The organism is Streptomyces sp. NPDC000348, assembly GCF_042898795.1.
Classification (GTDB): domain Bacteria; phylum Actinomycetota; class Actinomycetes; order Streptomycetales; family Streptomycetaceae; genus Streptomyces.
Map to the genome: position 1 here is coordinate 246,668 of NZ_JBIAZD010000011.1, position 22,528 is coordinate 269,195.

A 22,528-nucleotide genomic window follows, 5' to 3' on the forward strand; every position below is an offset into this window, starting at 1 on the left:
GGTGAGCACCCCCGGCTCCGCGCGGCACCGCACCCTCACCGTCCAGGCCGCCGGCTGCGTCCTGTGGCGCCGCTCCCCCGTGACCGGCGGGCTCGAGCTCTGCCTCGTCCACCGGCCGAAGTACGACGACTGGTCCTGGCCCAAGGGCAAGCTCAAGCGCGGCGAGGACCCGCTGGCCGGGGCCCTGCGCGAGGTGGCCGAGGAGACCGGCCACACCGCCGTGCCGTCCGCCGAACTCCCCAGCGCGCGGTACCTGGCGAACGGCCGCCCCAAGCGGGTCCGCTACTGGGCGGCCGAGGCCGTCTCCGGCACGTTCACCCCGAACGACGAGGTCGACCGCGTCCTCTGGCTCCCCCCGGAGGCCGCCCGCGTCCGCCTCACCGAGCCCCGGGACGCCGATCTGGTGGACGCCCTCCTCGCCACCCTCCGCCCGGCACCGTGAGTGTCCCGTTCCCGCCCGGTATCCCCCCGTGTCCTCGACGTGAGCGTTCCGTGACCTCACCGCACCGTCCACAGGGGTTCACCCCGCGTTCATTTACGCCCATCGGCTGCTTCACCTGTTCTGCCTAATTTCGGCCTTACGCGATGCGGATCGCCCGGAGAAGGGGTGACCGTGTCACCCACACTTCGCACGCCGCCGAATTCAGGACGGCGGCCACTGGAAGGGACTCAAGTGAAGCTTCAGCGCAAGAACCGGCGGGCCCTCGCTCTCGGTGCTCTCGCCGTCTCCGGCGCCCTGGCCCTCACGGCGTGCGGCTCCGACGACACCGGCAACAGCAACGGTGGCGACGCCTCCGCCACCGCGCAGGCCGGCAACATCGACTGCGGCGACGCCAAGGGCCAGCTCCAGGCCTCCGGCTCTTCCGCCCAGAAGAACGCCATCGACGCCTGGGTCAAGCAGTACGCCGCGGCGTGCAAGGGTGTTCAGGTCAACTACAACCCGACCGGTTCGGGCGCCGGCATCACCGCGTTCCTCCAGGGCCAGACCGCGTTCGCCGGCTCGGACTCCGCGCTGGACGCCGAGGAGATCGAGCAGTCCAAGAAGGTCTGCACGGACGGCCAGGCCATCGACCTGCCCATGGTCGGCGGCCCGATCGCCGTCGGCTACAACGTCACGGGCGTCGACAGCCTCGTCCTGGACGCGCCGACCCTCGCCAAGATCTTCGACAGCAAGATCACCAACTGGAACGACGAGGCGATCGCGAAGCTCAACCCCGACGCCAAGCTCCCCGACCTGAAGATCCAGGCCTTCCACCGCTCGGACGAGTCCGGCACCACGGACAACTTCACCACCTACCTCCAGGCCGCCGCGCCCGACGACTGGAAGTACGAGCCGAGCAAGTCCTGGGAGGCCAAGGGCGGCCAGTCCGCGCAGGGCTCCTCCGGTGTCGCCCAGCAGGTCAAGCAGACCCCCGGCGCGATCTCCTACATGGAGCTGTCCTACGCCAAGGACGGCATGAAGACGGTCTCCGTGAAGACCGAGGCCGCCGAGCCGGTCGAGGCCACCATCGAGAACGCCACCGCCGCCATCGGCGCCGCGAAGGTCGTCGGCACCGGCAAGGACCTCGCGCTGGAGCTGGACTACACCCCGTCCGCCGCCGGCGCCTACCCGATCGTCCTGGTGACGTACGAGATCGCCTGCGACAAGGGCAACAAGGCCGAGACCCTGCCCACCACCAAGTCCTTCCTGAACTACATGGCTTCCGAGGACGGCCAGGCCCTGCTGGCCGACGCGGGCTACGCCCCGATGCCCGAGGAGATCATCACCAAGGTCCGCGAGACCATCTCGAGCCTCGCCTGACCCGAGTGTGCGGACCGGCCCCGTGCCACGGGGCCGGTCCGCACCGTCCGGTGCACCGCCATCAGGAGCCCCCCGGCCGTCGGGAGGCTCCGACCGAGCCGCCCGTCCCGGCGGTTCCGCAGACCGGAGAACCCGATGGACACCACCACACAGCAACCAGCCGCTCCCCCCGCACCCGGACCGGCCGCGCCGCAGGACAAGCGTGCCGCGCGCGGCGCCACCCGCCCCGGTGACCGGATCTTCCTCGGGCTCTCCCGCGGATCCGGCATCTTCGTCCTGGTCCTCATGGCCGCCATCGCGGTCTTCCTCACCTACCGCGCGTCCCTGGCCATCAGCAAGGACGAGGCGAACTTCTTCACGTCCTTCGAGTGGAACCCCAGCGGCATACCGCCGGAGTTCGGCATCGCGGTCCTGGCCTTCGGCACCGTCGTGTCGTCGATCATCGCCATGGTCATCGCGGTCCCGATCTCGGTCGGCATCGCCCTGTTCATCACGCACTACGCCCCCCGCCGGCTCGGCGGTGCCATCGCGTACGTGATCGACCTGCTCGCCGCCGTCCCGTCCATCGTCTACGGCCTGTGGGGCGCCCTCGTCCTGGTGCCGCACATGAACGGCCTCTACGGCTGGTTCGACGACTACCTCGGCTGGACCGGCCTCTTCGCGTGGGACGGCGGCCCCGCGCGCTCGCTCTTCACCGTCGGCATCCTGCTGGCCCTGATGATCCTCCCGATCATCACCAACGTCAGCCGCGAGGTCTTCCGCCAGGTCCCGCGGATGCACGAGGAGGCCGCCCTGGCCCTCGGCGCCACGCGCTGGGAGGTCATCCGGATGTCGGTGCTGCCCTTCGGCCGCTCCGGCATCATCTCCGCCTCGATGCTGGGCCTCGGCCGCGCGCTCGGCGAGACGATGGCCGTGGCCATGGTGCTCTCGCCGTCCTTCGACATCAGCGCCAGCCTGCTCGACCCGGGCGGCGGCACCTTCGCCCAGAACATCGCCAGCAAGTTCAACGAGGCCACCGTGATGGGCCAGGACGCGCTGATCGCCTCCGGCATGGTGCTCTTCGTCATCACCCTGCTGGTCAACGGCGCGGCCCGCCTGATCATCGCCCGCCGCAAGGAGTACTCGGGGGCCAACGCATGAGCAACGCAACCCTTTCCCCCCGGCGCAGCTCGCTGCGTGGCGCGACCCTGCCCAAGTGGTTCGCCTGGGCGGTCGCCGCCGGCTCCCTCGTCCTGGGCTACGCCGTCAGCGCCGTGGCCGGCCTGGAGAGCGACATCCAGTGGGCCCTGATCGCCGCGGTCCTCTTCGTCGTCGGCTCCTACGCCATCTCCTCGAAGGTCGAGGGCAGCCGCCAGGCCAAGGACCGCACCGCGACCAGCCTGGTGTGGGTCGCCTTCCTGCTGGCCGTGATCCCGCTGGCCTCCCTCATCTGGGAGACGGCCGAGCGCGGCGTGAAGGTCCTCGACGGCTACTTCCTCACCCACTCGATGGGCGTGGTCGCCGACTCCGAGCCCGGCGGCGGCATCTACCACGCCCTCCTCGGCACGCTGGAGCAGGTCGGCCTCGCCACCCTGATCTCGGTGCCGATCGGTGTGCTCACCGCGGTCTACCTGGTCGAGTACGGGCGCGGCAAGCTCGCCAAGGCCGTCACCTTCTTCGTCGACGTCATGACGGGCATCCCGTCGATCGTCGCCGGTCTGTTCATCCTGAGCCTCTGGGTGCTGATCCTGAAGATGGGCCCGTCCGGCTTCGCCGGCTCGATGGCCCTGTCGATCCTGATGATCCCGGTGGTCGTCCGCTCCACCGAGGAGATGCTCAAGCTCGTCCCCAACGAGCTGCGCGAGGCGTCCCTCGCCCTGGGCGTGCCGAAGTGGCGCACGATCCTGAAGGTGGTCCTGCCCACGTCCATCGGCGGCATCACCACCGGCGTGATGCTCGCGATCGCCCGCATCACCGGTGAGACCGCTCCCGTCCTGCTGCTGGTCTGGGTGACGAACTTCATCAACACCAACCCGTTCCAGGACCCGCAGGCGTCCCTGCCGATGTACATCTACCTGCAGTACGCCAACAGCGGCGGCTCCGGCGCGGCGTTCGACCGGGCCTGGGCGGCGGCCCTGACGCTCATCGGCTTCATCATGATCCTCAACCTCGTGGCCCGCGGCATCGCCCGCTGGAAGGCCCCGAAGACCGGTCGCTAAGGCCCCCCGGACCCGAAAGAAGAAGTGATACCCATGGCCAAGCGCATCGATGTCAGCGGCCTCAACGCCTACTACGGCTCCTTCCTGGCCATCGAGGACATCTCGATGACCGTCGAACCCCGTTCCGTGACCGCCTTCATCGGCCCGTCCGGCTGCGGCAAGTCCACCTTCCTGCGCACGCTCAACCGCATGCACGAGGTGACGCCCGGCGGCCGGGTCGACGGCAAGGTCATGCTCGACGACGAGAACCTGTACGGCGCCGGCATCGACCCGGTGGCCGTGCGGCGTGAGGTCGGCATGGTCTTCCAGCGCCCGAACCCGTTCCCCACGATGTCGGTCTACGACAACGTGGCGGCGGGCCTGCGCCTGAACGGCAAGTACAAGAAGTCCCAGCTGGACGACGTCGTCGAGAAGTCCCTCAAGGGCGCCAACCTCTGGAACGAGGTCAAGGACCGGCTGAACAAGCCGGGCTCGGGCCTCTCCGGCGGTCAGCAGCAGCGCCTGTGCATCGCCCGCGCCATCGCGGTCGAGCCGAACGTCCTGCTGATGGACGAGCCCTGCTCCGCCCTGGACCCGATCTCCACCCTCGCCATCGAGGATCTGATCGGGGAGCTGAAGGAACGCTTCACGATCGTCATCGTGACGCACAACATGCAGCAGGCGGCGCGCGTCTCGGACCGCACGGCGTTCTTCAACCTGGCGGCCGTCGGCCAGCCCGGCAAGCTGATCGAGATCGACGACACGGAGCGCATCTTCTCCAACCCGTCGGTCCAGGCCACGGAGGACTACATCTCCGGCCGCTTCGGCTAGACCGCCCCACTCCTCGCGGTGCTGCATGGCGGTGCCACCGCGAGGCCCGAAGGGCCCGCCCCCGACTCCCGGGGGCGGGCCCTTCCACGTACACGCCGACGAACCACGGACACCACTCCCGCGTCACTGGGGGCACCGCTGCCGCGCCACCGCGGGCAGTCGTGCCTCCCCCAGTGCCTTGAGGGCCTGGGAGGTGCCCCCAGGGCGGCACGGGTGGGCGATGGGGGTCCCCCCGCGCGAGCGAAGTCGAGCGTGGGGGAGGCACCCCGCAAACGCCGGGCTGCGCAACAACCCCCCGCCCAGCACCCACACACAGCACCGGCGAGACCGGCTACAGAACCACCAGATTCACCAGCCCGAACGACAGCGCAGCCACCGCCGCCGCCGCCGGCATGGTGATGAACCACCCGAGAACGATGTTCTTGGCCACCCCCCACCGCACGGCGTTGACCCGCTTCGTCGCCCCCACACCCATGATCGCCGAGGTGATCACATGCGTCGTGGAGATGGGCGCGTGGAACAGGAACGCGGACCCGAACATGATCGACGCACCCGTCGTCTCCGCGGCGAACCCCTGGGGCGGATCCAACTCGATGATCTTCCGCCCCAGCGTCCGCATGATCCGCCACCCACCGGCGTACGTCCCCGCGGACAGCATCACCGCACAGGCGATCTTCACCCACACCGGGATCGGATCGCCGTAGTCCTCGACGTCCGCGATGACCAGCGCCATCACCACGATGCCCATCGTCTTCTGCGCGTCCTGCAGACCGTGCCCCAGCGCCATGCCGGCCGCGGAAACCGTCTGCGCGATCCGGAACCCCCGCTTGGCCTTGTGCGGATTGGTCCGCCGGAAGATCCAGAGGATCGCGGTCATCACCAGATAACCGGCGAGCAGGCCCACCACCGGCGACACGAACATGGGAATGACGACCTTGTCGACCACCCCGTTCCAGTACACCGTGGTCCCCCCGGCCAGCGCCGCCCCCACCATGCCCCCGAACAGGGCGTGGGACGAGGACGAGGGCAGCCCGAAGTACCAGGTGATCAGGTTCCAGACGATCGCCCCGACCAGCGCGGCGAAGAGGATACCCATCCCCTTGGACCCCTCGGGCGTCTGGATCAGGCCCTCGCTGACGGTTTTGGCGACCCCGGAGCCCATGAACGCGCCGGCGAGGTTCATCACGGCCGCCATCGCCAGCGCCGCCCGGGGCGTCAGCGCCCGCGTCGACACGGACGTGGCGATCGCGTTCGCCGAGTCGTGGAAGCCGTTGGTGTAGGTGAAGAAGAGCGCGACGCCGATGGTCACGACCAGAGCCAAGGTGTCCATGAAGGGCTCAGGACTCCTTGACGGCGATGGTCTCCACCGTGTTCGCCACGTGCTCGAAGGCGTCGGCCGCCTCCTCCAGTACGTCCACGACCTGCTTGAGCTTCAGCACCTCGATCGCGTCGTACTTGCCGTTGAAGAGGTGGGCCAGCAGCTTGCGGTGGATCTGGTCGGCCTGGTTCTCCAGCCGGTTGACCTCGATCCAGTACTCGGTGAGGTTCTCCATGGTGCGCAGGTGCGGCATGGCCTCCGCGGTCAGCTCCGCGGCCCGCGCCAGGACCTCGATCTGCTGCTCGACGCCCTTGGGCAGTTCCTCGATGTTGTAGAGGACGACCAGGTCGACGGCCTCCTCCATGAAGTCCATGATGTCGTCGAGGGACGACGCGAGGGAGTAGATGTCCTCACGGTCGAACGGCGTGATGAACGAGGAGTTCAACTGGTGGAAGATCGCATGCGTGGCGTCGTCACCTGCGTGTTCCGCGGCCCTCATACGCTCTGCGATCTCGGCCCGGGCGGAGGGGTCCGCCCCGAGCAGTTCCATCAGGAGTTTCGAGCCCGTGACGATGTTGTCCGCGGACGCGGCGAACATGTCGTAGAAGCTCGTCTCCCTGGGGGTCAGACGAAAGCGCACGTGGGGTCCTCAGTGAGCATCGGTTTCGGTCAGGCTGATGCTAGGCGCATCATCCGGCCACGACTAACGGGCCGCCCACCAGTGTCGCCCATCAGGCAGGGTGATGGGCACGGGGGCGGTCCGTGGTCCGTTTCCGGCCGCTGCGCATGTCATCGGCCAAGGGGCCTATACCCAGCAAAGTTCGCTACCATATACCCACCAGGGGTATATGTCGCCCGCCAGTGCACCAGGAGGACGCGATGACGACCACCGAGACCGGCGCGAACGCGCCCTCCTCCCCGGACGCGACGGACATCGTGACCGATCACGACCGCGGCGTCCACGGCTACCACCAGCAGAAGCAGGAGCACCTCAAGCGCCTGCGCCGCATCGAGGGCCAGATCCGGGGCCTGCAGCGCATGGTCGACGAGGACGTCTACTGCATCGACATACTCACCCAGGTGTCCGCCTCCACCAAGGCACTGCAGTCGTTCGCGCTGCAACTGCTGGAGGAGCACCTGCGCCACTGCGTCGCGGACGCGGCCGTCAAGGGCGGCGACGAGATCGACGCGAAGGTCAAGGAGGCGACGCAGGCCATCGCCCGCATGCTCCGCACCTGACCGGTGTCAGGGCCCGTCCGGCTCCGCCCGCGCCTCGGCCACCCTCAGCACCTCGTCGATGCTCTCCAGGCTGAGCCGCTCCTCGGCGTTGGAGGCGGCGATGATCAGCTCCCCGCAGAGTTCGATCTCGGCGAGCGCCACGTGGTCCTGAACCGGAACCGTCCCACCGCCGAGCGGTGCCACGCGCCTCACCTCGTCCCTGTCGTCACCGACTTCCTAGAGTAGGGAGCGCCCTACACACCGCGCATGGCACGGAAGGGCTAGTTCAGGCCGGTCACTCCCGGCCCCGCTCCTCGGCGATCCGGCCCGCGTAGATGTCCCCGCCCTCGGGAAGCCGCACGTCGGCCGGGACCCCGAAGTCGTACAGCAGGGTGGTCGAGGCGACCGCGACGGGCCGGTCCTGCCGGCCGTTGACGAAGCTGAACCGGTGCCGGAGCTTGCGGATCCGCCCCTCGTCGTCGAGGTAGGCCTCAAACGGCACCCGCGCGGTGGCGAACCCTTTCGCCGCCGCGCCCAGCGCCTCCCGGTTGGCGTCCGAGGCGTCCCGGGAGGCCCGCCGCAGGTCGGCGGTCCCCCGGTAATGGCGCACCTTCGCCCCCGCGACCTCGGTCCGCCCCACGAACGTCGCCGACCACGTCCCGCGCAGCACCTCGGCGGCGGCGAACGGATCGGTGGCCCCGCCGGTGACGAGGTTCCCGTCGGACAGCGTCCCGGTGTCCACCCGCACCCACTTGTCGGCGGGCACCCCGGCCCCCCGGTTCTTCATGAACAGTGCCCCGGGAGCGAGCAGTTCGGTGATGGGCCGGCGCACGGTCCCCCCCGCCGGATCCTGCGGCAGCAGGACCTTCAGCCGCCCGAGCCGCCTGCGGTAGTCGTACACGCCCTCGCCCCGGATGGTGACCCGGGTCCCGCCGGTCGCCATCTCCAGGGACGTACGCGCCTTGGAACTCCCGGCGTCCACCAGCGCGTCGGCGGCCTGCCGCAGCACCCGCACCGGATCCCCGGCGGGAGCCCCCGGGGTCACGGCGCCGCCGCTCGCGCAGCCCGCGCCCCCGAGCCCCAGACAGCACACCACCCCGAACCCAGCCACCACGCCGCGCATCCGAGCCATGCCCGGTCAACGATCGGTCAGTGACCCCGTCACGCCGGCGATCGGGGCGTTACCGTGGTCGACGTGCCGCACCAGGACGACGAGCCGACCTCCGCGCCCCACACCACGACCACCACCGAACAGGGCCCTTTCTGCACGGCCCACTGCACCTGCGGCTGGCGGGGCCCGGCCAGAAGAGCCAGAAGCCAGGCCAGAAAAGACGCCGAGAACCACACCGGGGAGTGACGTCACCGGGGCACGGCCACCGCACAACTGCGGGCAGCCATACCGCTGGGGCGCCCACCCGCCAAGTAACTGCGGGCAGTCGGCCTCACTCAGTGCCTCAAGGGCCTGGGAGGTACCCCCAGGGCGGCACGGGTGGGCGATGGGGGTCCCCCGCTCATGGGGTCCCCCCGCTCATGGGGGTCCCCCCGCTCGAGCGAAGTCGAGAGTGGGGGAGAAGTCGAGAGTGGGGGAGAAGTCGAGAGTGGGGGAGAAGTCGGGAGTGGGGGAGGCACCCCGCAAACGCCGGGCTGCGCGAACACCCCACGCCCAGCAACGGAAGCAGTACGCCGACGAACAGCGGCGGCTCAGGCCGCCAAGTCCCGCTCCTCCGCCCCCGCCGCCCCGTTCCGGGCACCCGGAGCGACCTGCCCCCGCTCGACCCACCGCCGCCCCCGCGCGGAAACCAGCCACCCACCCCGCGGCGACCGCTCGATCGCCCGCATCAACGGCGTCAGCAGCGCCATGGCGAGCGGCGAGAGCAGCAGGGTGACGGCCGTACCGAGCGCGAGCCCACCCACGACGTCCGTCGGGTAGTGCACACCCATGTAGACCCGGATGAACCCGCCCAGCAGCCCCAGCACCAGGCCGATGATCCCGAGCCGCCGGTTGACCAGGAACAGCCCCACCGCCAGCGACATGCAGAGCGTCGCGTGGTCGCTGACGAACGAGTAGTCGTTCTTGCCGTCGACCAGGACCTCGAGCCCCTCATGGTCGAGGAAGGGCCGGCGCCTCTCCACGAACCCGCGTATCGGCACGTTCACCAGGACCGCGACGCCCGCCGCGAGCGGGGCCCACACCAGGGCCGCCACGGTCGGGGCCGCGTCCTCGCCGCCCCGTCGCCTGACGCCCCACCAGCACCATGCCAGGAGCGCCAGCAAGGCGAAGAGCAGGCCGTACTCGCCCACGAACTCCATGAGGTGGTCGAACCACGGCGGCGCGGCCTTCGCCAGGCCGTTGATGTCGTAGAGCAGGTCGACGTCGGGGTTCGACCCGGAATCGGCGAGTCCAGCCATGGTGCTGCGCGGCCCCTTCGTCATGTCTCCCGGCGCACGGTTCGCACGCCTCTCCTGCCACCCCCGTGGTCCGTAGATCCGCTCGTTCGCTCGGCTACGACAACAGGAACGCACGGTCCCCGCCGATACGTTCCACCCTCCACCGAATGATCACGCAGACGTTATCGAAGAGAGATGCGTCTCCGCAGCTCAGGGGGAGGGTTAACGCTCCGCTCACACCGTGGTGGGGAGTGCTTTCGCGCCATCCTCGGTGACGCGGGTGGCACCAAAGTAGTCAGGCGTGTCGATCGGGTCGAATCGGATCACGGCCCCGGTCCGGGGCGCGTCGATCATGTACCCGCCGCCGACATAAATACCCACATGCCGGATGGCCCGGGAATTGGTGAGGTCGTCCGAGAAGAACACCAGATCGCCCGGCAGCAGTTCGTCCCGCTTCGGATGCGGCCCGGCGTTGTACTGGTCGTTCGCCACCCGCGGCAGCGTGATCCCCACGCTCTCGTACGCCGCCTTGGTCAGCCCCGAGCAGTCGAACCGTCCGCCCTGCTCAGGCGTACCGTTGCCGCCCCACAGATACAGCGTCCCGAGCTTCTTCTGCGCGTACGCGATGGCCCCGGCGGCCTGCTTCGACGGATCGACCCGCCCCACCGGCGCGGCGAAGCTGTCCTCCAGCGCCCGGATCCGCTTGACGTAGTTCTGCGTCTCCTCGTACGGCGGGACGCCCCCGTACTTGATCACCGCATACGCCCCGGCGTTGTACGAGGCGAGCATGTTTTCGGTCAGATTCCCGCCGACGTCCTTCACATAGGACGCCAGCGCGCAGTCGTACATCGCCGCCGACGGGATCGCGTCCGCCGGGTCCCACACGTCACGGTCCCCGTCCCCGTCCCCGTCGATCCCGTGCGTGGCCCACGTACCGGGGATGAACTGGGCGATGCCCTGCGCCGCCGCATGGCTCTGCGCCCTCGGGTTGAACCCGCTCTCCTGGTAGAGCTGGGCGGCGAGCAGCGCCGGGTTGATGGCCGGACAGGAATTGCCCCACTTCTGCACCAGCGCCTGGTACGCGGCCGGCACGCTCCCCTTGGCCAGCGACTTGGCCGCCCCGCCGACCCCGTTGACGAGGTTCCCGGCGACCACGTAGACCCCGACGACGAGCAGCATCACGAAGGCGAGCGCGGAACTGACGGCGATCCCCGCCGCGACCCATGCCTTGCGCACCGTCAACCGCCCCTCGCTGTCCGGCAGTCCACTGCCGCACGTCAGTGTAGAGGCGGCGCCCGTCCTTCGGAATGATCACGCGGCACTTTGGCGCGGTTGCCACGGGGCGCGGCGAAGTCTCGCGCCCCGGCGGCACCTCCCGGACCGCGCGGAGCCCCACATCATTGCTCGACGTTACTCTGCGTGATACATAGAGTAACGATACGACTTCTCACCCGTCGGAGCGCGCCCCTCCCGGAGTCCGGCGCGCGCCGGTGGCAAGCTATTCGTACGAAACCCGCCAACAGATGACGCCAAGTCGACATGCGACGGCCTCATCGTCGGCGACAATGAGGCTTGACCTCTGCACAACCGCAGGGGATGCGGAACTACCCATACAGGGGCGGTGACTTACATGTTCTTCGCGGCCGACGAGGGAGACATCAACACCATTATCGGCGGGATCGCTCCGGATTGGGGCCCCTTCGGCAGCCTGGGCAACGAGGCCAAGATCATGATCGAAGTGGTCATGGCGGTGGCCATCCTCCTCTGCCTGGGCATCGCCATCTGGGGGGCGGCCAAACAGCGCATCGGCGCCACCGCGTTGAGGGACACGTTCAGTGCCGAACAGGGCAAGGGCCTCATCATCGCGGGACTCACGGGCGTCTTCATCATCGGCTCGCTCGGCACGCTGTTCACCATCGTGTACGGAATGGCCGTGTAACCCCGCCCCACCGCTCCCGACCGGGTGCGCCCGGCGCCCCCTCCATCCCACCCGCCCGTCGTGCCCACCGGCTGAGGTTGCGTTTCCCTGATGTCCAGTCACCACACCGCGCCCGCGCGGGGACCAGCACGGCTACCGTCGTACATGGAGTACGCGGAGTACGAGGTGTTTCCGCACGACGCTGAGGGGGCGTACGCGGTATGAGTCTCGGAGACGACACGGGTCAGACCCGTACCCGCCTGCCGGAACGGGGCGGCGATCCGTACGGCGGCGCGCGCAGAGGCGGCCGTTCGTCGTCGCGCAGCCTGGTGACGGTGGTCGGCGTGGTGGTCCTCCTGATCGCGGCGATCGCCTTCGCGAACCGTGGAGGCGGCGATTCCGCCGAGGAGGAGGGCGGCTCCGGCGACTCCCCCCAGTCGGCGGCGACGGCCCCTTCGGGGGAGAAGCCGGTGGACGCGAAGGCGGCCGGCATCCCGTCGGGCTTCGCCCATGACCGCCAGGGGGCGGAGAGCGCGGCGGCGAACTACGCGGTGGTGCTCGTCTCCGCCGACATCCTCAAGCCCGCGCGGCGGACGGAGATCGTCCGACAGGTCTTCGCCGCAGCCAAGCAGGCCTCCCTGGAAGACCGCTTCAACAAGGCGTACACCAAGGAGTTCCTGAGCAACCTCGGTCTCGACGAAAACGGCAACGCGACGGCGGGCAGCCCTTACATCTCGCGCACCATGCCCGTCGGCACCAAGGTCACGAACTACTCGGGCACCGCCGCCACCGTCGAGGTCTGGTGCACAGGGGTGTTCGGTACAGCCGGCGAGAAGACGACCAACCCGGTCACCAGCGACTGGTTCACCATGTCGCTCCAGCTGCGCTGGGAAGACGGCGACTGGAAGGTCGACAGCTTCTCGCAGAAGAACGGGCCCGCGCCCGTCCCCGGAGACGAGAAGGCGTCCACCGCCGAGGAGATGGCCAAGGCCGTCCAGGAGTACGGAGGCTTCACCTATGCCCGGTAGCCCGCGCCGCGTACTCAGGATCGCCGCAGCCCTCACAGCCGTACAGGCTTCTGTCCTGCTGCTGGCGACCCGTGCCACTGCGGCACCCACGCCGTCGCCCACGCCGTCGGACGACAACTGCGACCTCATCGTCGGCCCCGCCAAGGACTACTGCGAACGAGGCGAAAGCGGCGGCGACTCCACCGGCGGCTCCTCCACCCTCAACGACCCCACCTCCGCCCTCGACCCCCTCGCCTCCCTCGCCCAGGGCTGTGCCGACGCGGCCTCCTGGACCATCAAGCAGCTCAGCAAAGCCGTCGACGAGACCGCGAACGTCGACTTCACGAACGCCCAGTTCCGTCAGCAGTACGCCATCGTCTTCGCGGCATCGGCGATCCTCACCCTTGTGCTCTGGCTGCTTGCGGTCACCAAGCGGGCGGTGCGCGGTGTCCCCTTCACCACCGCCCTCTCCGAAGCCATCGGTTTCCTCTGGCTGACCGTGCTCGCCTCCGCCTTCACCCCGCTGATCCTCTACACGGTCGTGTCGGCGACCGACGGCGTCTCCGAGGTCCTGGCCAAGGCGACCGGCGCCCAGACGGACACGTTCTTCGGCACGTTCTCCGCCGCCCTCGAAAAGGGCGACGACATCGGCGGCGGCCCGATCATGCTGATCGTCGTCTCCCTCGTGTCGATCCTCGCCGCCGGCGTCCTCTGGCTGGAGCTGGTCATCCGCGCCGCCCTGCTCTACGTCGGCGCCCTCCTCGGCACCGTCGTCTACGCCGGCCTCGTGGACAAGAACCTGTGGGGCCACGTCCGCCGCTGGGCGGGCATCATGATCGCCGTGATCCTGGTGAAGCCCGTCATCGTGATCGTGCTCGGCCTCGCCGGGGCACTGTCCGCCGAGGACGGGCCCGGCGCCTTCTCCGCCGTGGTCTCCGGACTGGCGATCATCCTGCTCGCCATCTTCGCCTCCGCGATGATCTACCGCTTCGTCCCCGGCTTCGGTGACGAACTGGCCAACTCCCGCAACAACCGCCTCATGCAGGGTGCCGAAGGCAAGGCCGCCGCGGTCATGAGCTCCCCGGCAAGCCTGGTCTCCCAGGGCATCAAGACCCACAGCACCCGCGCCGACAACAACCACGGAGGCGGCGGAGGCCAGTCCACCGGCCCCCGCCCCTCCAACCCCGCCTCCGGCGGAGTCGCCGCGCACAGCTCGCGCACGTCGAACGGCGGCGGGTCCGTCCCCGCCCCCGCACCCCGCTCGAGCAGCCCGGTGAACACCCCCCACGCCAGCAACACCCGCAACAGCAGTACCAACAGCACGGGAGGTGAAGGGCGTTGACGACCGAGGCCCATGTGTCCCATCCGGTCACGCCCCGCCGTACGTATCTGATCGGCCGCGCCCGGCCGAACGCGATCGTCGGCCGTAATCGCGAGACCGGTGAGATCGCGCTGATCGTCGTGGGCGCGTTCCTCGGCATGATGTGCGGACTGCTCGTCCCCGTCCTGTCCGTGCGGATCGTGCTGCTCGCGGGCCTCCCGATGCTGGCGCTGGCCGCGGTGTACGTGCCGTACAAGCACCGCACCTTCTACAAATGGTTCGAGATCAACCGCAGCTACAAGCGCACCGTGCGCCGCGGCACCACCTACCGCTCCGGCGCCGTCGAGGCCGGCACCCGGCTGGACGGGCGCGAGGTGGAGATCGGACCGCCGCCCGGGATCGGGCGGATCACCTGGCTCGCCGCCCCCTTCGGCCCGGACGAGATCGCCGTCCTGCTGCACGCGGACCGCAAGACCGTCACCGCCGCCATCGAGATCGAGGGCCCGGGCGTCGGCCTGCGCGACTCCGAGGACCAGGAAGCCCTCGTCGACCGCTTCGGCACGCTGCTCAAGCACGTCGCCAACGGTGACGGCTTCGTGACCCGCATCCAGATGCTGGCCCGCACCCTGCCCGCCGACCCCGACGCCCACGCCAAGGACGTCGCCGTCCGCGGGGACGCCACGTCGCCGCCGTGGCTGCAGCAGTCGTACGACCAACTCCAGTCGATGGTGTCGACCAGCAGCGAGCAGCACCGCGCCTACCTCGTCGCCTGCATGCACTACACGCGCGAACTGGCCGCCGAGGCCAACGCCATGGCGCGGGCGATGCGCAGCCAGGGCGGCGGCAAGGTGGACCGGGACGCGGGGCTCGCCGTCGTCATGGCCCGTGAGCTGACCGACATCTGCTCCCGGCTCCAGGAGGCCGACATCCGCGTACGGCAGCCGCTCGGCCAGAGCAGGCTGTCCTCGCTGATCCACGGCATGTACGACCCGGACCACCCGATCGACCACATCCAGGCGATGACGCAGCGCAACGCCTGGCCGGCCGAGCTGGACGCCATGGAGCCCACCTACCTCCAGGCCAAGACCCGCGAGTCCGCCACCCGCGCCCCCTGGTGCCACGCCACGGCCTGGATCAAGGAGTGGCCGATGACCCCGGTGGGCGTCAACTTCCTGGCCCCGCTGCTCGTCCACACCCCGGACGTGATCCGCACGGTCGCCGTCACCATGGACCTCGAACCCACCGAGATCGCCATCGAGCGGATGCTGACCGAGAAGACCAACGACGTGGCGGAGGCGTCCCGCGCCGCCAAGATGAACCGCACCGTCGACCCGCGCGACATGGCCGCCCACAGCCGCCTGGACCAGCGCGGCGAGGACCTCGCCAGCGGCGCGGCCGGCGTCAACCTGGTCGGCTACATCACCGTCTCCTCCCGCAATCCCGAGGCCCTGGCCCGCGACAAGCGGACCATACGGGCGTCGGCCGGAAAGTCGTACCTGAAGCTGGAGTGGTGCGACCGCGAGCACCACCGCGCGTTCGTGAACACACTCCCGTTCGCCACCGGCATTCGAAGGTAGGGGCTGAGCCGATATGCGGGATCCGCTGTCCGTCGTCACCGACGCCTTCACGTCCTTCCTGTTCGGGAAGGTCGAGACGACACGGCTGCCGGTGCGCACGTCCACGGGCCAGGCGCAGGCGGTCTACCTCCCGACCGCCGCCCCCGGCCTCGGCGACTCCGGCGTCATCATCGGCCGCGAGGTCTACTCCGGCAAGGGCTACATCTACGACCCCTTCCAGCTCTACGGCCAGCAGCTCCCCGCCCCGCACTGGCTGGTCCTCGGCGAGTCCGGCAACGGCAAGTCGGCCCTGGAGAAGACGTACGTCCTGCGCCAGCTCCGCTTCCGCGACCGCCAGGTCGTCGTCCTGGACGCCCAGGGCGAGGACGGCGCCGGCGAATGGAACCTCATCGCCCAGGAGCTGGGGATAACGCCGATCCGGCTGGACCCGATGGCCGCGCTCGACCAGGGCATCCGGCTCAACCCCCTGGACCCGTCGATCACCACCACCGGGCAGCTCGCGCTGCTGAGGACCATCATCGAGGTCGCGATGGGGCACGGCCTGGACGAGCGTTCCGGCTTCGCCCTCAAGGTCGCGCACGCCTACGTCAACGAGTCCATCGTCGAACGCCAGCCGGTCCTCTCCGACATCGTCGAGCGACTGCGCCACCCCGAACCGGAGTCGGCGGAGGCGATGAACGTCCCCATAGACGACGTACGGGCGTGGGGCCTGGACGTCGCCCTGGTCCTCGACCGTCTGGTCGACGGTGACCTGCGCGGCATGTTCGACGGCCCGACGACCGTCGGCATCGACCTGGACGCGCCGCTCATCGTCTTCGACCTGTCCCACATCGACCGCAACTCCATCGCCATGCCGATCCTGATGGCGATCGTCGGCGTGTGGCTGGAGCACACCTGGATCCGCCCCGACCGGAAGAAGCGCATCTTCCTGGTCGAGGAGGCCTGGCACATCATCAACAGCCCCTTCGTGGCCCAGCTGTTCCAGCGACTGCTGAAGTTCGGCCGACGGCTCGGTCTGTCGTTCGTCGCGGTCGTCCACCACCTGTCCGACGTGGTGGACGGGGCGGCGGCGAAGGAGGCGGCGGCCATCCTGAAGATGGCGTCGACCCGGACCATCTACGCCCAGAAGGCGGACGAGGCGAGGGCGACCGGCCGGGTGCTCGGCCTGCCCAGGTGGGCCGTGGAGATCATCCCGACCCTCACCCCCGGTATCGCCGTCTGGGACGTCAACGGCAACGTCCAGGTGGTCAAACACCTGGTCACCGAGACCGAACGCCCGCTGGTCTTCACCGACCGCGCGATGACGGAGTCCTCCGCCGACCTCTCCGACGACGCCCTGCGCGCCGCCGAACGGGAGGCGGAGGAACGGGCGGCGGCCTTCGTGGAGCAGCACGTCGGCGACTCCGAATCGACGGTGGCGTAGGGGAGCACGCGTGAGACCGGACGATCACCGTGGGCACGGCCGGGCCGGCGGCCAGGGCGGCGGCATCCCCGACGGGCTGCTGATCGGCATCCTCGCGTTCCTCATCGGCGTCACCACGATGGTGTGGACGGCCACCGGCCTCGCGGGCCTCCTCGCCCACGGCCACTGGCCGTCCGGCGTCGCCTTCGCCCGCACGCCGATGGCCATGCGCCACCTCGTCGCCGCCCCGCAGGACCTCCCCGGCGCCTGGCCGGACGCCCCGGACTCCGCCCTCTCGGGGTACGGCCTCTTCTGGGGCCTGCTCATCGGCCAGCTGATGATCCTGGCCGTCCTGACGGTGTTCGCCGTGGGCACGGTGGCCCGCTGGAGAGCGGTACGGGCCCGGCGCCGGGCACAGCGGGCGACGGGGACCGCGCAGCGGCAGCCGGAGCACCTGCCCGAGCGGGAACCGCGGCCGACGCCGCAACCGCACGAGGTACCGGCCCCGAGAGGACCCGAGCAGGAGACGCCCGCACCGGAGCCGGTGCGGACCCCGGCACCCCGGCAGTCACCCGCACCGCAGGAAGCGGCGTTCGCCCCCCTCTCCAAGGACGAACGGGCGGGCGGATGGGAACCACCCCGCTCCGAGGACATGGGGATCCACTACGGCCCCCCGGCCACCCGCCACCCCACCGCGGCCCGGGCCGTACGCGACGCGGAGGGCCCCGTCCTCGTCCTCACCTCCAACCCCGCCCTCTGGCACGACACCAAGGACGCCCGCGCCAAACTCGGCCCCACCCACCTCTACGACCCCACCCACCTCTGCGACACCCCGGCCCGCCTGCACTGGTCCCCCACGGCCGGCTGCGAGGGCAAGGACACGGCCAAGGCCAGGGCAGCCGCACTCCTCGCCCCCGTCCGTCCCGCCTCCCGCCTCGACCAGGCGGTGAGCGACACCGCCGAGACCCTGCTCCGCAGCTACGTGCACGCCGCCGCCGTCGACGGCCGTACGATCCGCCACGTCCACCGCTGGTCCCAGGGCCTCCAGGTCCACGACGCCGTACGCATCCTCCGCACCAGCCCCAAGGCCGCCCCCGGCGCCGCCGGCGAGCTCGAGGCGGCCCTCACCGCGCACCCCGAGCGCCGGGACATGGCCCAGCAGCTGACCACCCGCGCCCTGGCCGCGCTCTCCACCGTCAACGTCCGCGAGGCGTGCACTCCCCACCGAAATGATGCCCTCGCCTTGGATTCCTTCGTCCACGAAGGGGGCACGCTTTATGTCGTGGGTGAATCCATCGAGGATCCCCGTAGCAGCCCGGGCGCGATGCCCCTGCTGACGGCCCTCGCCTCACACGTGGTCGAGCACGGCCGGCGCATGGCCGAACGGTCATCCTCCGGTCGGCTCGACCCACCACTCACCCTCGTCCTGGACGACGTGGCGGCCGTGGCCCCGCTCCCCCAGCTCCCGGACCTGCTCGCCACCGGCGCGGACCGCGGCCTGCCCACCCTGGCGCTGCTCCGCTCCCGCGAGCAGGCCCGCTCCCGCTGGCCCCACGACGAACTGCCGGTGTAAGCGCGTCAGCGCCCGAGGACCACCTCCCGCTCCCCCGCCGCTCCGCCGCGCGCACCGGCCGGATCACACCGTCCCCGAAGGGCACGGCGCTCATGGCCGCCGCCGTAGTACCGGGGTACCACCCGCCACCCGGAATGCGGCCGACGGTCCGACGCCCGCGGCCCCCGCACGGCCGAGCATCGAAGCATGATTACGGCACAGGACCTCACCAAGCGCTACGGCGACCGGACCGTCGTCACCGACCTGTCCTTCACCGTCCGCCCCGGCACCGTCACCGGCTTCCTCGGCCCGAACGGCGCCGGCAAGTCCACCACCATGCGGATGATCCTCGGCCTGGACGCCCCCACCCGCGGCCGCGCCACCGTCGGCGGCCGCTCCTACGCCGCCCACCCCGCACCCCTCACCGCGGTCGGCGCCCTGCTGGAAGCCCGCTCCGTCCACCCCGGCCGCACCGCCTTCCACCACCTGCGCGCCCTCGCCCTCACCCACGGAATCCCGAAAAGCCGCGTCGAACACGTCCTGGGCCTGACCGGCCTGACCGAGGTGGCCCACCGCCGGGTCAAGGGCTTCTCCCTCGGCATGGGCCAGCGCCTCGGCATCGCCACCGCGCTCCTCGGCGACCCGGCCACGGTCATCCTCGACGAACCGGTCAACGGCCTCGACCCCGAGGGCGTCCTGTGGATCCGCACCCTCCTCAAGTCCCTGGCCGCCGAGGGCCGTACGGTCCTGGTCTCCTCCCACCTGATGAGCGAGACGGCCCTCACCGCCGACCACCTGGTCGTCATCGGCCGCGGCCGGCTCCTCGCCGACACCACGGTCACCGACTTCGTACGCCACTCGGGCGCGGGCACCGTCAAGGTCGTCACCCCGGACGCCGCCGACCTCGTACGCCGTCTCACCGCGCCCGGAGTCACCGTCACCACCGACGCCCCCGGCACCCTCACCGTGCACGGCACCGACGCCGAGCACATCGGCCGCACGGCCGCCGCCCACGGCATCCCCCTCTTCGAACTCACCCCGAACACCGCCTCCCTCGAGGAGGCGTTCATGGAGCTCACCCACGACGCGGTCGAGTATCCCGCCGCCCTGGAAGGAACAGCCGCATGACCACCGCCGTCCAGCCCCACCGGGTGACCCCGGCCCACGTCCTGCGCTCCGAATGGCACAAGCTGTGGACGCTCCGCTCCACCTGGATCAACCTCGTCGCCACCAGCGCCCTCACCCTCGCCATGGGCATCGGCATCAGCGCGGCCTACGACGGCACCGGCGAGGGCGGCCTCGACACGGTCGTCTTCGTCCTCCTCGGCACCCAGTTCGCCACCGTCAACCTGGCCGTCCTGGGCATCCTCGCCACCGCCGGCGAGTACTCCACCGGCCAGATCCGGGCCACCATGACGGCCGTACCGCGCCGCCTGCCCGTCCTGTGGTCCAAGGCCGCCGTCCTGGCCGCCGTCGCCTTCCCCCTGTGCCTGTGGACCAACCTGCTCACCTTCCCGCTGGCCCAGGCCTTCCTCACGGACACCGACCAGTCCGCCGCCCTCGGCGACCCCGGCGTCCTGCGCGGCCTCGTCGGCAACGCGGCCGCCCTCACCCTCCTCGCCGTCACGGCCCTCGGCATCGGCGCCGTGACCCGTTCGGTACCCCTCGCCACCGGCGCGTACATCGGCCTCGTCATGATCGTGCCGGAGGTCCTGGCGATGCTCCCGTACGCCGTCGTCGACGACGCCGTCGACCACTTCCCCGCCCAGGCCCTGCAGTCCCTCACCGCCGCCGACACCGCCTCCCCGGGCACGTCCCTGCTCGCCCTCACCCTGTGGGCGGCGGCCTCCCTCGCCGCGGCCGCGACCACCCTGCGCCGCCGGGACGTCTGACCCGTGCGCCCCACCGTGTTCCCCCCGGCGGACACGCCCACGACCATGGACCCCGTGACGGACCACCAGGATGCTCCACCGACGGGGATACGGACGGCCGAACCCCTCACCCCGTACCTGCAACGCGCCAACCAGTGGGTGCGCGCCTTCGACCGGCGCCACCCGCTGCTGTGGGACCTGCACTTCACCGGCTTCTGGGTGATGGCCGCCCTCGTCGACTACACCGGCGACGGCTGGCGCAACGTCACCCACAACCCGGACGCCCCCGGCTGGCTCCTCCTCGCCCTGAGCCTGGGTCTGTCCCTCCCCCTCCTGCGGCGCCGCACCCACCCCGCGGCGGTGCTGCTCGTCATGGCCCCGTTCGCCCTGGTCAACGCCTGGTCCGGCGTCACGCTCCAGGCGGCGCTGCTCCAGCTCGTCGTCATCTACCACATCACCCTGCGCCTGCCCCTGCGCCATCTGTGGTGGGCCCCGGCCCTGGTGCTCGTCCCCGTGGCGGTCTCCGCGGCCCGCTACGGCGAGGGCGAGTGGAGCCAGCAGATCGGCTCCCAGCTGACGTCCGTCCTCGTGGCCGTCCTCATCGGCATCACGGTCCGCACCCGCCAGAGCTACACCGAGGCCCTGGAGGACCGCGCCCGCCGCCTGGAGGTCGAGCGCGACCAGCAGGCCCAACTCGCCGCCGCCGCCGAACGCGCCCGCATCGCCCGCGAGATGCACGACATCATCGGCCACAACCTCTCCGTCATCACGGGCCTCGCCGACGGCGGCAAGTACGCGGCCGGCAAGTCCCCGGAACGCGCCGCCCAGGCCCTGGACGCCATCTCCACCACCAGCCGCCAGGCCCTCGGCGAACTACGCCGCCTCCTGGACGTCCTGAGGGACGAGGGGACAGCGGCCCGTCCCGCGGACCTGGCCCCCCAGCCGGCCCTCGCCGACCTGGACCAGCTGATCAACGGCGTCCGCAGCGCGGGGCTGCCCGTCCACACCACCGTCGAGGGCCGGGCCGCCCTTCCCCCGGGCCGCCAGCTCACCGTCTACCGCGTCATCCAGGAAGCCCTCACCAACACCCTCAAGCACGCCGGTCCCGGTGCGACCTCGGAGATCTCCATCGGCTACGGCGACAAGGGCGCCGTCACGGTCACCGTCACCGACACGGGAAACCCGACGACGACCGCCCCCGCCGACGGCCGCGGCCTCCCCGGCATGCGTGAACGAACCGCCCTGTACGGCGGCACACTTGAGGCCGGCCCCCGACCGCGGCCCGAGCAGGGCTGGCGCGTCCGTCTGCACCTTCCGGAGGAATCCCCGCAGTGACCACCGTCCTCATCGCCGACGACCAGCCCCTCCAGCGCTTCGGCTTCCGCATGCTCCTGGAGAGCCAGGACGACCTCACCGTCCTGGGCGAGGCGGCGAACGGCGCCGAAGCGATCCGCATGACGGCGGAGCTGCACCCCGACGTGGTCCTGATGGACATCCGCATGCCCGGCCTGGACGGCATCGAGGCGACCCGCCGCATCGTCGCCACCGGCGACCGCACCCGCGTCCTCATCCTGACGACGTTCGACCTGGACGAGTACGCCTACGCCGGCCTCCGCGCGGGCGCCTCCGGCTTCCTCGTCAAGGACGCCCAGCCGGAGGAACTCCTCTTCGGCATCCGCTCCGTGGCGGGCGGGGACGCGGTCGTCGCCCCCGGTCTGACCCGCCGCCTCCTCGACGCCTACGCCCAGCACCTGCCGACCGGCGACGGCACCGTGGACGTTCCCTCCGCCGACGCACGCCTGTCCGCCCTCACCGAGCGGGAACGCGAGATCCTCACGGTCATCGGAAAGGGCTGGACGAACGCCGAGATCGCCGCCCGCCTGCACCTGGCCGAATCCACGGTGAAGACCCACGTGGGCCGGATCCTCGCGAAGACCGGCTCACGGGACCGCATCCAGGCGGTGATCCTGGCGTACGACACGAAACTGGTGGAACCGTCCTGAAACGCAGAAAACCCCGCACCGGTAACGGTACGGGGTTTTCCCACAAATTGTTCGGCGGCGTCCTACTCTCCCACAGGGTCCCCCCTGCAGTACCATCGGCGCTGTAAGGCTTAGCTTCCGGGTTCGGAATGTAACCGGGCGTTT

Annotated in this window: 23 protein-coding genes and 1 rRNA gene; 17 read left to right on the forward strand and 7 right to left on the reverse strand. The window is 70.4% G+C overall.

Translation table 11 applies throughout. The features are described from left to right. Position 1 precedes the first annotated feature (1 nt). The 5 genes from ACFY3N_RS23015 to pstB all read left to right on the forward strand — a co-directional run bounded on the left by ACFY3N_RS23015 (position 2) and on the right by pstB (position 4,809). The gene (locus ACFY3N_RS23015; protein WP_390818569.1) at positions 2-442 is read left to right on the forward strand and encodes an NUDIX hydrolase; all 441 of its coding nucleotides are present in this window, start codon (positions 2-4) and stop codon (positions 440-442) included. A gap of 231 nt (positions 443-673) precedes the next feature. Then, complete coding sequence (pstS, locus tag ACFY3N_RS23020) at positions 674-1,801, forward strand: phosphate ABC transporter substrate-binding protein PstS (protein ID WP_390818570.1); 1,128 nt, start codon at positions 674-676, stop codon at positions 1,799-1,801. Between the two features lie 135 nt (positions 1,802-1,936). Continuing rightward, positions 1,937-2,941: a phosphate ABC transporter permease subunit PstC gene (gene pstC, locus ACFY3N_RS23025; protein ID WP_390818571.1), complete on the forward strand. Its 1,005-nt coding sequence runs from the start codon at positions 1,937-1,939 to the stop codon at positions 2,939-2,941. Then, positions 2,938-3,999, forward strand: coding sequence for a phosphate ABC transporter permease PstA (pstA, locus tag ACFY3N_RS23030; protein ID WP_390818572.1), 1,062 nt, complete (start codon positions 2,938-2,940; stop codon positions 3,997-3,999). Before pstC ends, pstA begins: the two co-directional genes overlap by 4 nt. A 33-nt stretch (positions 4,000-4,032) precedes the next feature. Continuing rightward, a complete protein-coding gene (gene pstB / locus ACFY3N_RS23035) occupies positions 4,033-4,809 on the forward strand; it encodes a phosphate ABC transporter ATP-binding protein PstB (RefSeq protein ID WP_356313175.1) in 777 nt (258 codons plus the stop codon). A gap of 331 nt (positions 4,810-5,140) precedes the next feature. Here the strand turns inward: pstB and ACFY3N_RS23040 are convergent, their stop codons facing one another. Both ACFY3N_RS23040 and ACFY3N_RS23045 read right to left on the reverse strand, forming a co-directional pair. Continuing rightward, positions 5,141-6,139: an anion permease gene (locus ACFY3N_RS23040; RefSeq protein ID WP_390818573.1), complete on the reverse strand. Its 999-nt coding sequence runs from the start codon at positions 6,137-6,139 to the stop codon at positions 5,141-5,143. 7 nt (positions 6,140-6,146) lie between these two features. Then, positions 6,147-6,767 carry a DUF47 domain-containing protein gene (locus ACFY3N_RS23045; RefSeq protein WP_030223622.1) on the reverse strand — a complete coding sequence of 207 codons (621 nt, stop codon included), beginning with the start codon at positions 6,765-6,767 and terminating at the stop codon, positions 6,147-6,149. A 239-nt stretch (positions 6,768-7,006) separates the two neighbouring features. Between ACFY3N_RS23045 and ACFY3N_RS23050 the strand changes: the two genes are divergently transcribed. After that, positions 7,007-7,366, forward strand: a complete 360-nt coding sequence (locus tag ACFY3N_RS23050; protein WP_390818574.1) for a metal-sensitive transcriptional regulator — start codon at positions 7,007-7,009, stop codon at positions 7,364-7,366. A 6-nt stretch (positions 7,367-7,372) separates the two neighbouring features. Here the strand turns inward: ACFY3N_RS23050 and ACFY3N_RS23055 are convergent, their stop codons facing one another. Both ACFY3N_RS23055 and ACFY3N_RS23060 read right to left on the reverse strand, forming a co-directional pair. Beyond that, positions 7,373-7,558, reverse strand: a complete 186-nt coding sequence (locus ACFY3N_RS23055) for a hypothetical protein (protein ID WP_390818575.1) — start codon at positions 7,556-7,558, stop codon at positions 7,373-7,375. Between the two features lie 82 nt (positions 7,559-7,640). Beyond that, entirely contained in the window at positions 7,641-8,468 is an 828-nt protein-coding gene (locus ACFY3N_RS23060) for a hypothetical protein (RefSeq protein ID WP_390818592.1), read from the reverse strand. Positions 8,469-8,540: 72 nt separating this feature from the next. On the opposite strand from ACFY3N_RS23060, the gene ACFY3N_RS23065 reads away from it, so the two are divergent. Then, positions 8,541-8,702: a hypothetical protein gene (locus tag ACFY3N_RS23065; RefSeq protein ID WP_390818595.1), complete on the forward strand. Its 162-nt coding sequence runs from the start codon at positions 8,541-8,543 to the stop codon at positions 8,700-8,702. A 344-nt stretch (positions 8,703-9,046) separates the two neighbouring features. Here ACFY3N_RS23065 and ACFY3N_RS23070 read toward each other — a convergent pair whose 3' ends face one another. After that, a complete protein-coding gene (locus ACFY3N_RS23070) occupies positions 9,047-9,754 on the reverse strand; it encodes a phosphatase PAP2 family protein (protein WP_390818593.1) in 708 nt (235 codons plus the stop codon). Positions 9,755-9,967: 213 nt separating this feature from the next. Beyond that, positions 9,968-10,912: an NlpC/P60 family protein gene (locus tag ACFY3N_RS23075; RefSeq protein WP_390818594.1), complete on the reverse strand. Its 945-nt coding sequence runs from the start codon at positions 10,910-10,912 to the stop codon at positions 9,968-9,970. 451 nt (positions 10,913-11,363) lie between these two features. Between ACFY3N_RS23075 and ACFY3N_RS23080 the strand changes: the two genes are divergently transcribed. The 10 genes from ACFY3N_RS23080 to ACFY3N_RS23125 all read left to right on the forward strand — a co-directional run bounded on the left by ACFY3N_RS23080 (position 11,364) and on the right by ACFY3N_RS23125 (position 22,384). Continuing rightward, on the forward strand, positions 11,364-11,672 hold the full coding sequence (locus ACFY3N_RS23080; RefSeq protein ID WP_004929725.1) for a hypothetical protein: 309 nt from the start codon (positions 11,364-11,366) through the stop codon (positions 11,670-11,672). A gap of 200 nt (positions 11,673-11,872) precedes the next feature. After that, entirely contained in the window at positions 11,873-12,679 is an 807-nt protein-coding gene (locus ACFY3N_RS23085) for a hypothetical protein (protein ID WP_390818576.1), read from the forward strand. After that, the gene (locus ACFY3N_RS23090) at positions 12,669-14,000 is read left to right on the forward strand and encodes a hypothetical protein (protein WP_390818577.1); all 1,332 of its coding nucleotides are present in this window, start codon (positions 12,669-12,671) and stop codon (positions 13,998-14,000) included. Before ACFY3N_RS23085 ends, ACFY3N_RS23090 begins: the two co-directional genes overlap by 11 nt. Continuing rightward, a complete protein-coding gene (locus tag ACFY3N_RS23095) occupies positions 13,997-15,556 on the forward strand; it encodes an SCO6880 family protein (RefSeq protein ID WP_390818579.1) in 1,560 nt (519 codons plus the stop codon). The genes ACFY3N_RS23090 and ACFY3N_RS23095 overlap by 4 nt, the downstream gene beginning before the upstream one ends. Before the next feature lie 13 nt (positions 15,557-15,569). Then, complete coding sequence (locus tag ACFY3N_RS23100; RefSeq protein ID WP_390818580.1) at positions 15,570-16,979, forward strand: ATP-binding protein; 1,410 nt, start codon at positions 15,570-15,572, stop codon at positions 16,977-16,979. A gap of 10 nt (positions 16,980-16,989) precedes the next feature. Further along, positions 16,990-18,531, forward strand: coding sequence for a TraM recognition domain-containing protein (locus tag ACFY3N_RS23105; protein WP_390818581.1), 1,542 nt, complete (start codon positions 16,990-16,992; stop codon positions 18,529-18,531). A 186-nt stretch (positions 18,532-18,717) separates the two neighbouring features. Further along, positions 18,718-19,638 (forward strand): ABC transporter ATP-binding protein, encoded by a 921-nt coding sequence (locus tag ACFY3N_RS23110; RefSeq protein WP_390818582.1) that lies wholly within the window; start codon positions 18,718-18,720, stop codon positions 19,636-19,638. After that, positions 19,635-20,402 (forward strand): ABC transporter permease, encoded by a 768-nt coding sequence (locus ACFY3N_RS23115; RefSeq protein ID WP_390818583.1) that lies wholly within the window; start codon positions 19,635-19,637, stop codon positions 20,400-20,402. The genes ACFY3N_RS23110 and ACFY3N_RS23115 overlap by 4 nt, the downstream gene beginning before the upstream one ends. Positions 20,403-20,447: 45 nt before the next feature. Next, positions 20,448-21,716 carry a sensor histidine kinase gene (locus ACFY3N_RS23120; protein WP_390818584.1) on the forward strand — a complete coding sequence of 423 codons (1,269 nt, stop codon included), beginning with the start codon at positions 20,448-20,450 and terminating at the stop codon, positions 21,714-21,716. Beyond that, positions 21,713-22,384 carry a response regulator gene (locus ACFY3N_RS23125; protein WP_390818585.1) on the forward strand — a complete coding sequence of 224 codons (672 nt, stop codon included), beginning with the start codon at positions 21,713-21,715 and terminating at the stop codon, positions 22,382-22,384. The genes ACFY3N_RS23120 and ACFY3N_RS23125 overlap by 4 nt, the downstream gene beginning before the upstream one ends. A 49-nt stretch (positions 22,385-22,433) precedes the next feature. Here the strand turns inward: ACFY3N_RS23125 and rrf are convergent. Continuing rightward, positions 22,434-22,528: ribosomal RNA gene (gene rrf, locus ACFY3N_RS23130) — 5S ribosomal RNA — on the reverse strand; the annotation flags it as partial.

What these genes read in the sequence shown, in the direction of transcription:
- pstC (WP_390818571.1), top strand. Translation starts at nt 1,937, where the DNA reads ATGGACACCACCACACAGCAACCAGCCGCTCCCCCCGCACCCGGACCG.
- pstA (WP_390818572.1), top strand. Translation starts at nt 2,938, where the DNA reads ATGAGCAACGCAACCCTTTCCCCCCGGCGCAGCTCGCTGCGTGGCGCG.
- pstB (WP_356313175.1), top strand. Translation starts at nt 4,033, where the DNA reads ATGGCCAAGCGCATCGATGTCAGCGGCCTCAACGCCTACTACGGCTCC.
- ACFY3N_RS23040 (WP_390818573.1), bottom strand. Translation starts at nt 6,139, where the DNA reads ATGGACACCTTGGCTCTGGTCGTGACCATCGGCGTCGCGCTCTTCTTC.
- ACFY3N_RS23050 (WP_390818574.1), top strand. Translation starts at nt 7,007, where the DNA reads ATGACGACCACCGAGACCGGCGCGAACGCGCCCTCCTCCCCGGACGCG.
- ACFY3N_RS23060 (WP_390818592.1), bottom strand. Translation starts at nt 8,468, where the DNA reads ATGCGCGGCGTGGTGGCTGGGTTCGGGGTGGTGTGCTGTCTGGGGCTC.
- ACFY3N_RS23070 (WP_390818593.1), bottom strand. Translation starts at nt 9,754, where the DNA reads ATGGCTGGACTCGCCGATTCCGGGTCGAACCCCGACGTCGACCTGCTC.
- ACFY3N_RS23075 (WP_390818594.1), bottom strand. Translation starts at nt 10,912, where the DNA reads ATGCTGCTCGTCGTCGGGGTCTACGTGGTCGCCGGGAACCTCGTCAAC.
- ACFY3N_RS23080 (WP_004929725.1), top strand. Translation starts at nt 11,364, where the DNA reads ATGTTCTTCGCGGCCGACGAGGGAGACATCAACACCATTATCGGCGGG.
- ACFY3N_RS23085 (WP_390818576.1), top strand. Translation starts at nt 11,873, where the DNA reads ATGAGTCTCGGAGACGACACGGGTCAGACCCGTACCCGCCTGCCGGAA.
- ACFY3N_RS23090 (WP_390818577.1), top strand. Translation starts at nt 12,669, where the DNA reads ATGCCCGGTAGCCCGCGCCGCGTACTCAGGATCGCCGCAGCCCTCACA.
- ACFY3N_RS23100 (WP_390818580.1), top strand. Translation starts at nt 15,570, where the DNA reads ATGCGGGATCCGCTGTCCGTCGTCACCGACGCCTTCACGTCCTTCCTG.
- ACFY3N_RS23110 (WP_390818582.1), top strand. Translation starts at nt 18,718, where the DNA reads ATGATTACGGCACAGGACCTCACCAAGCGCTACGGCGACCGGACCGTC.
- ACFY3N_RS23115 (WP_390818583.1), top strand. Translation starts at nt 19,635, where the DNA reads ATGACCACCGCCGTCCAGCCCCACCGGGTGACCCCGGCCCACGTCCTG.
- ACFY3N_RS23120 (WP_390818584.1), top strand. Translation starts at nt 20,448, where the DNA reads ATGGACCCCGTGACGGACCACCAGGATGCTCCACCGACGGGGATACGG.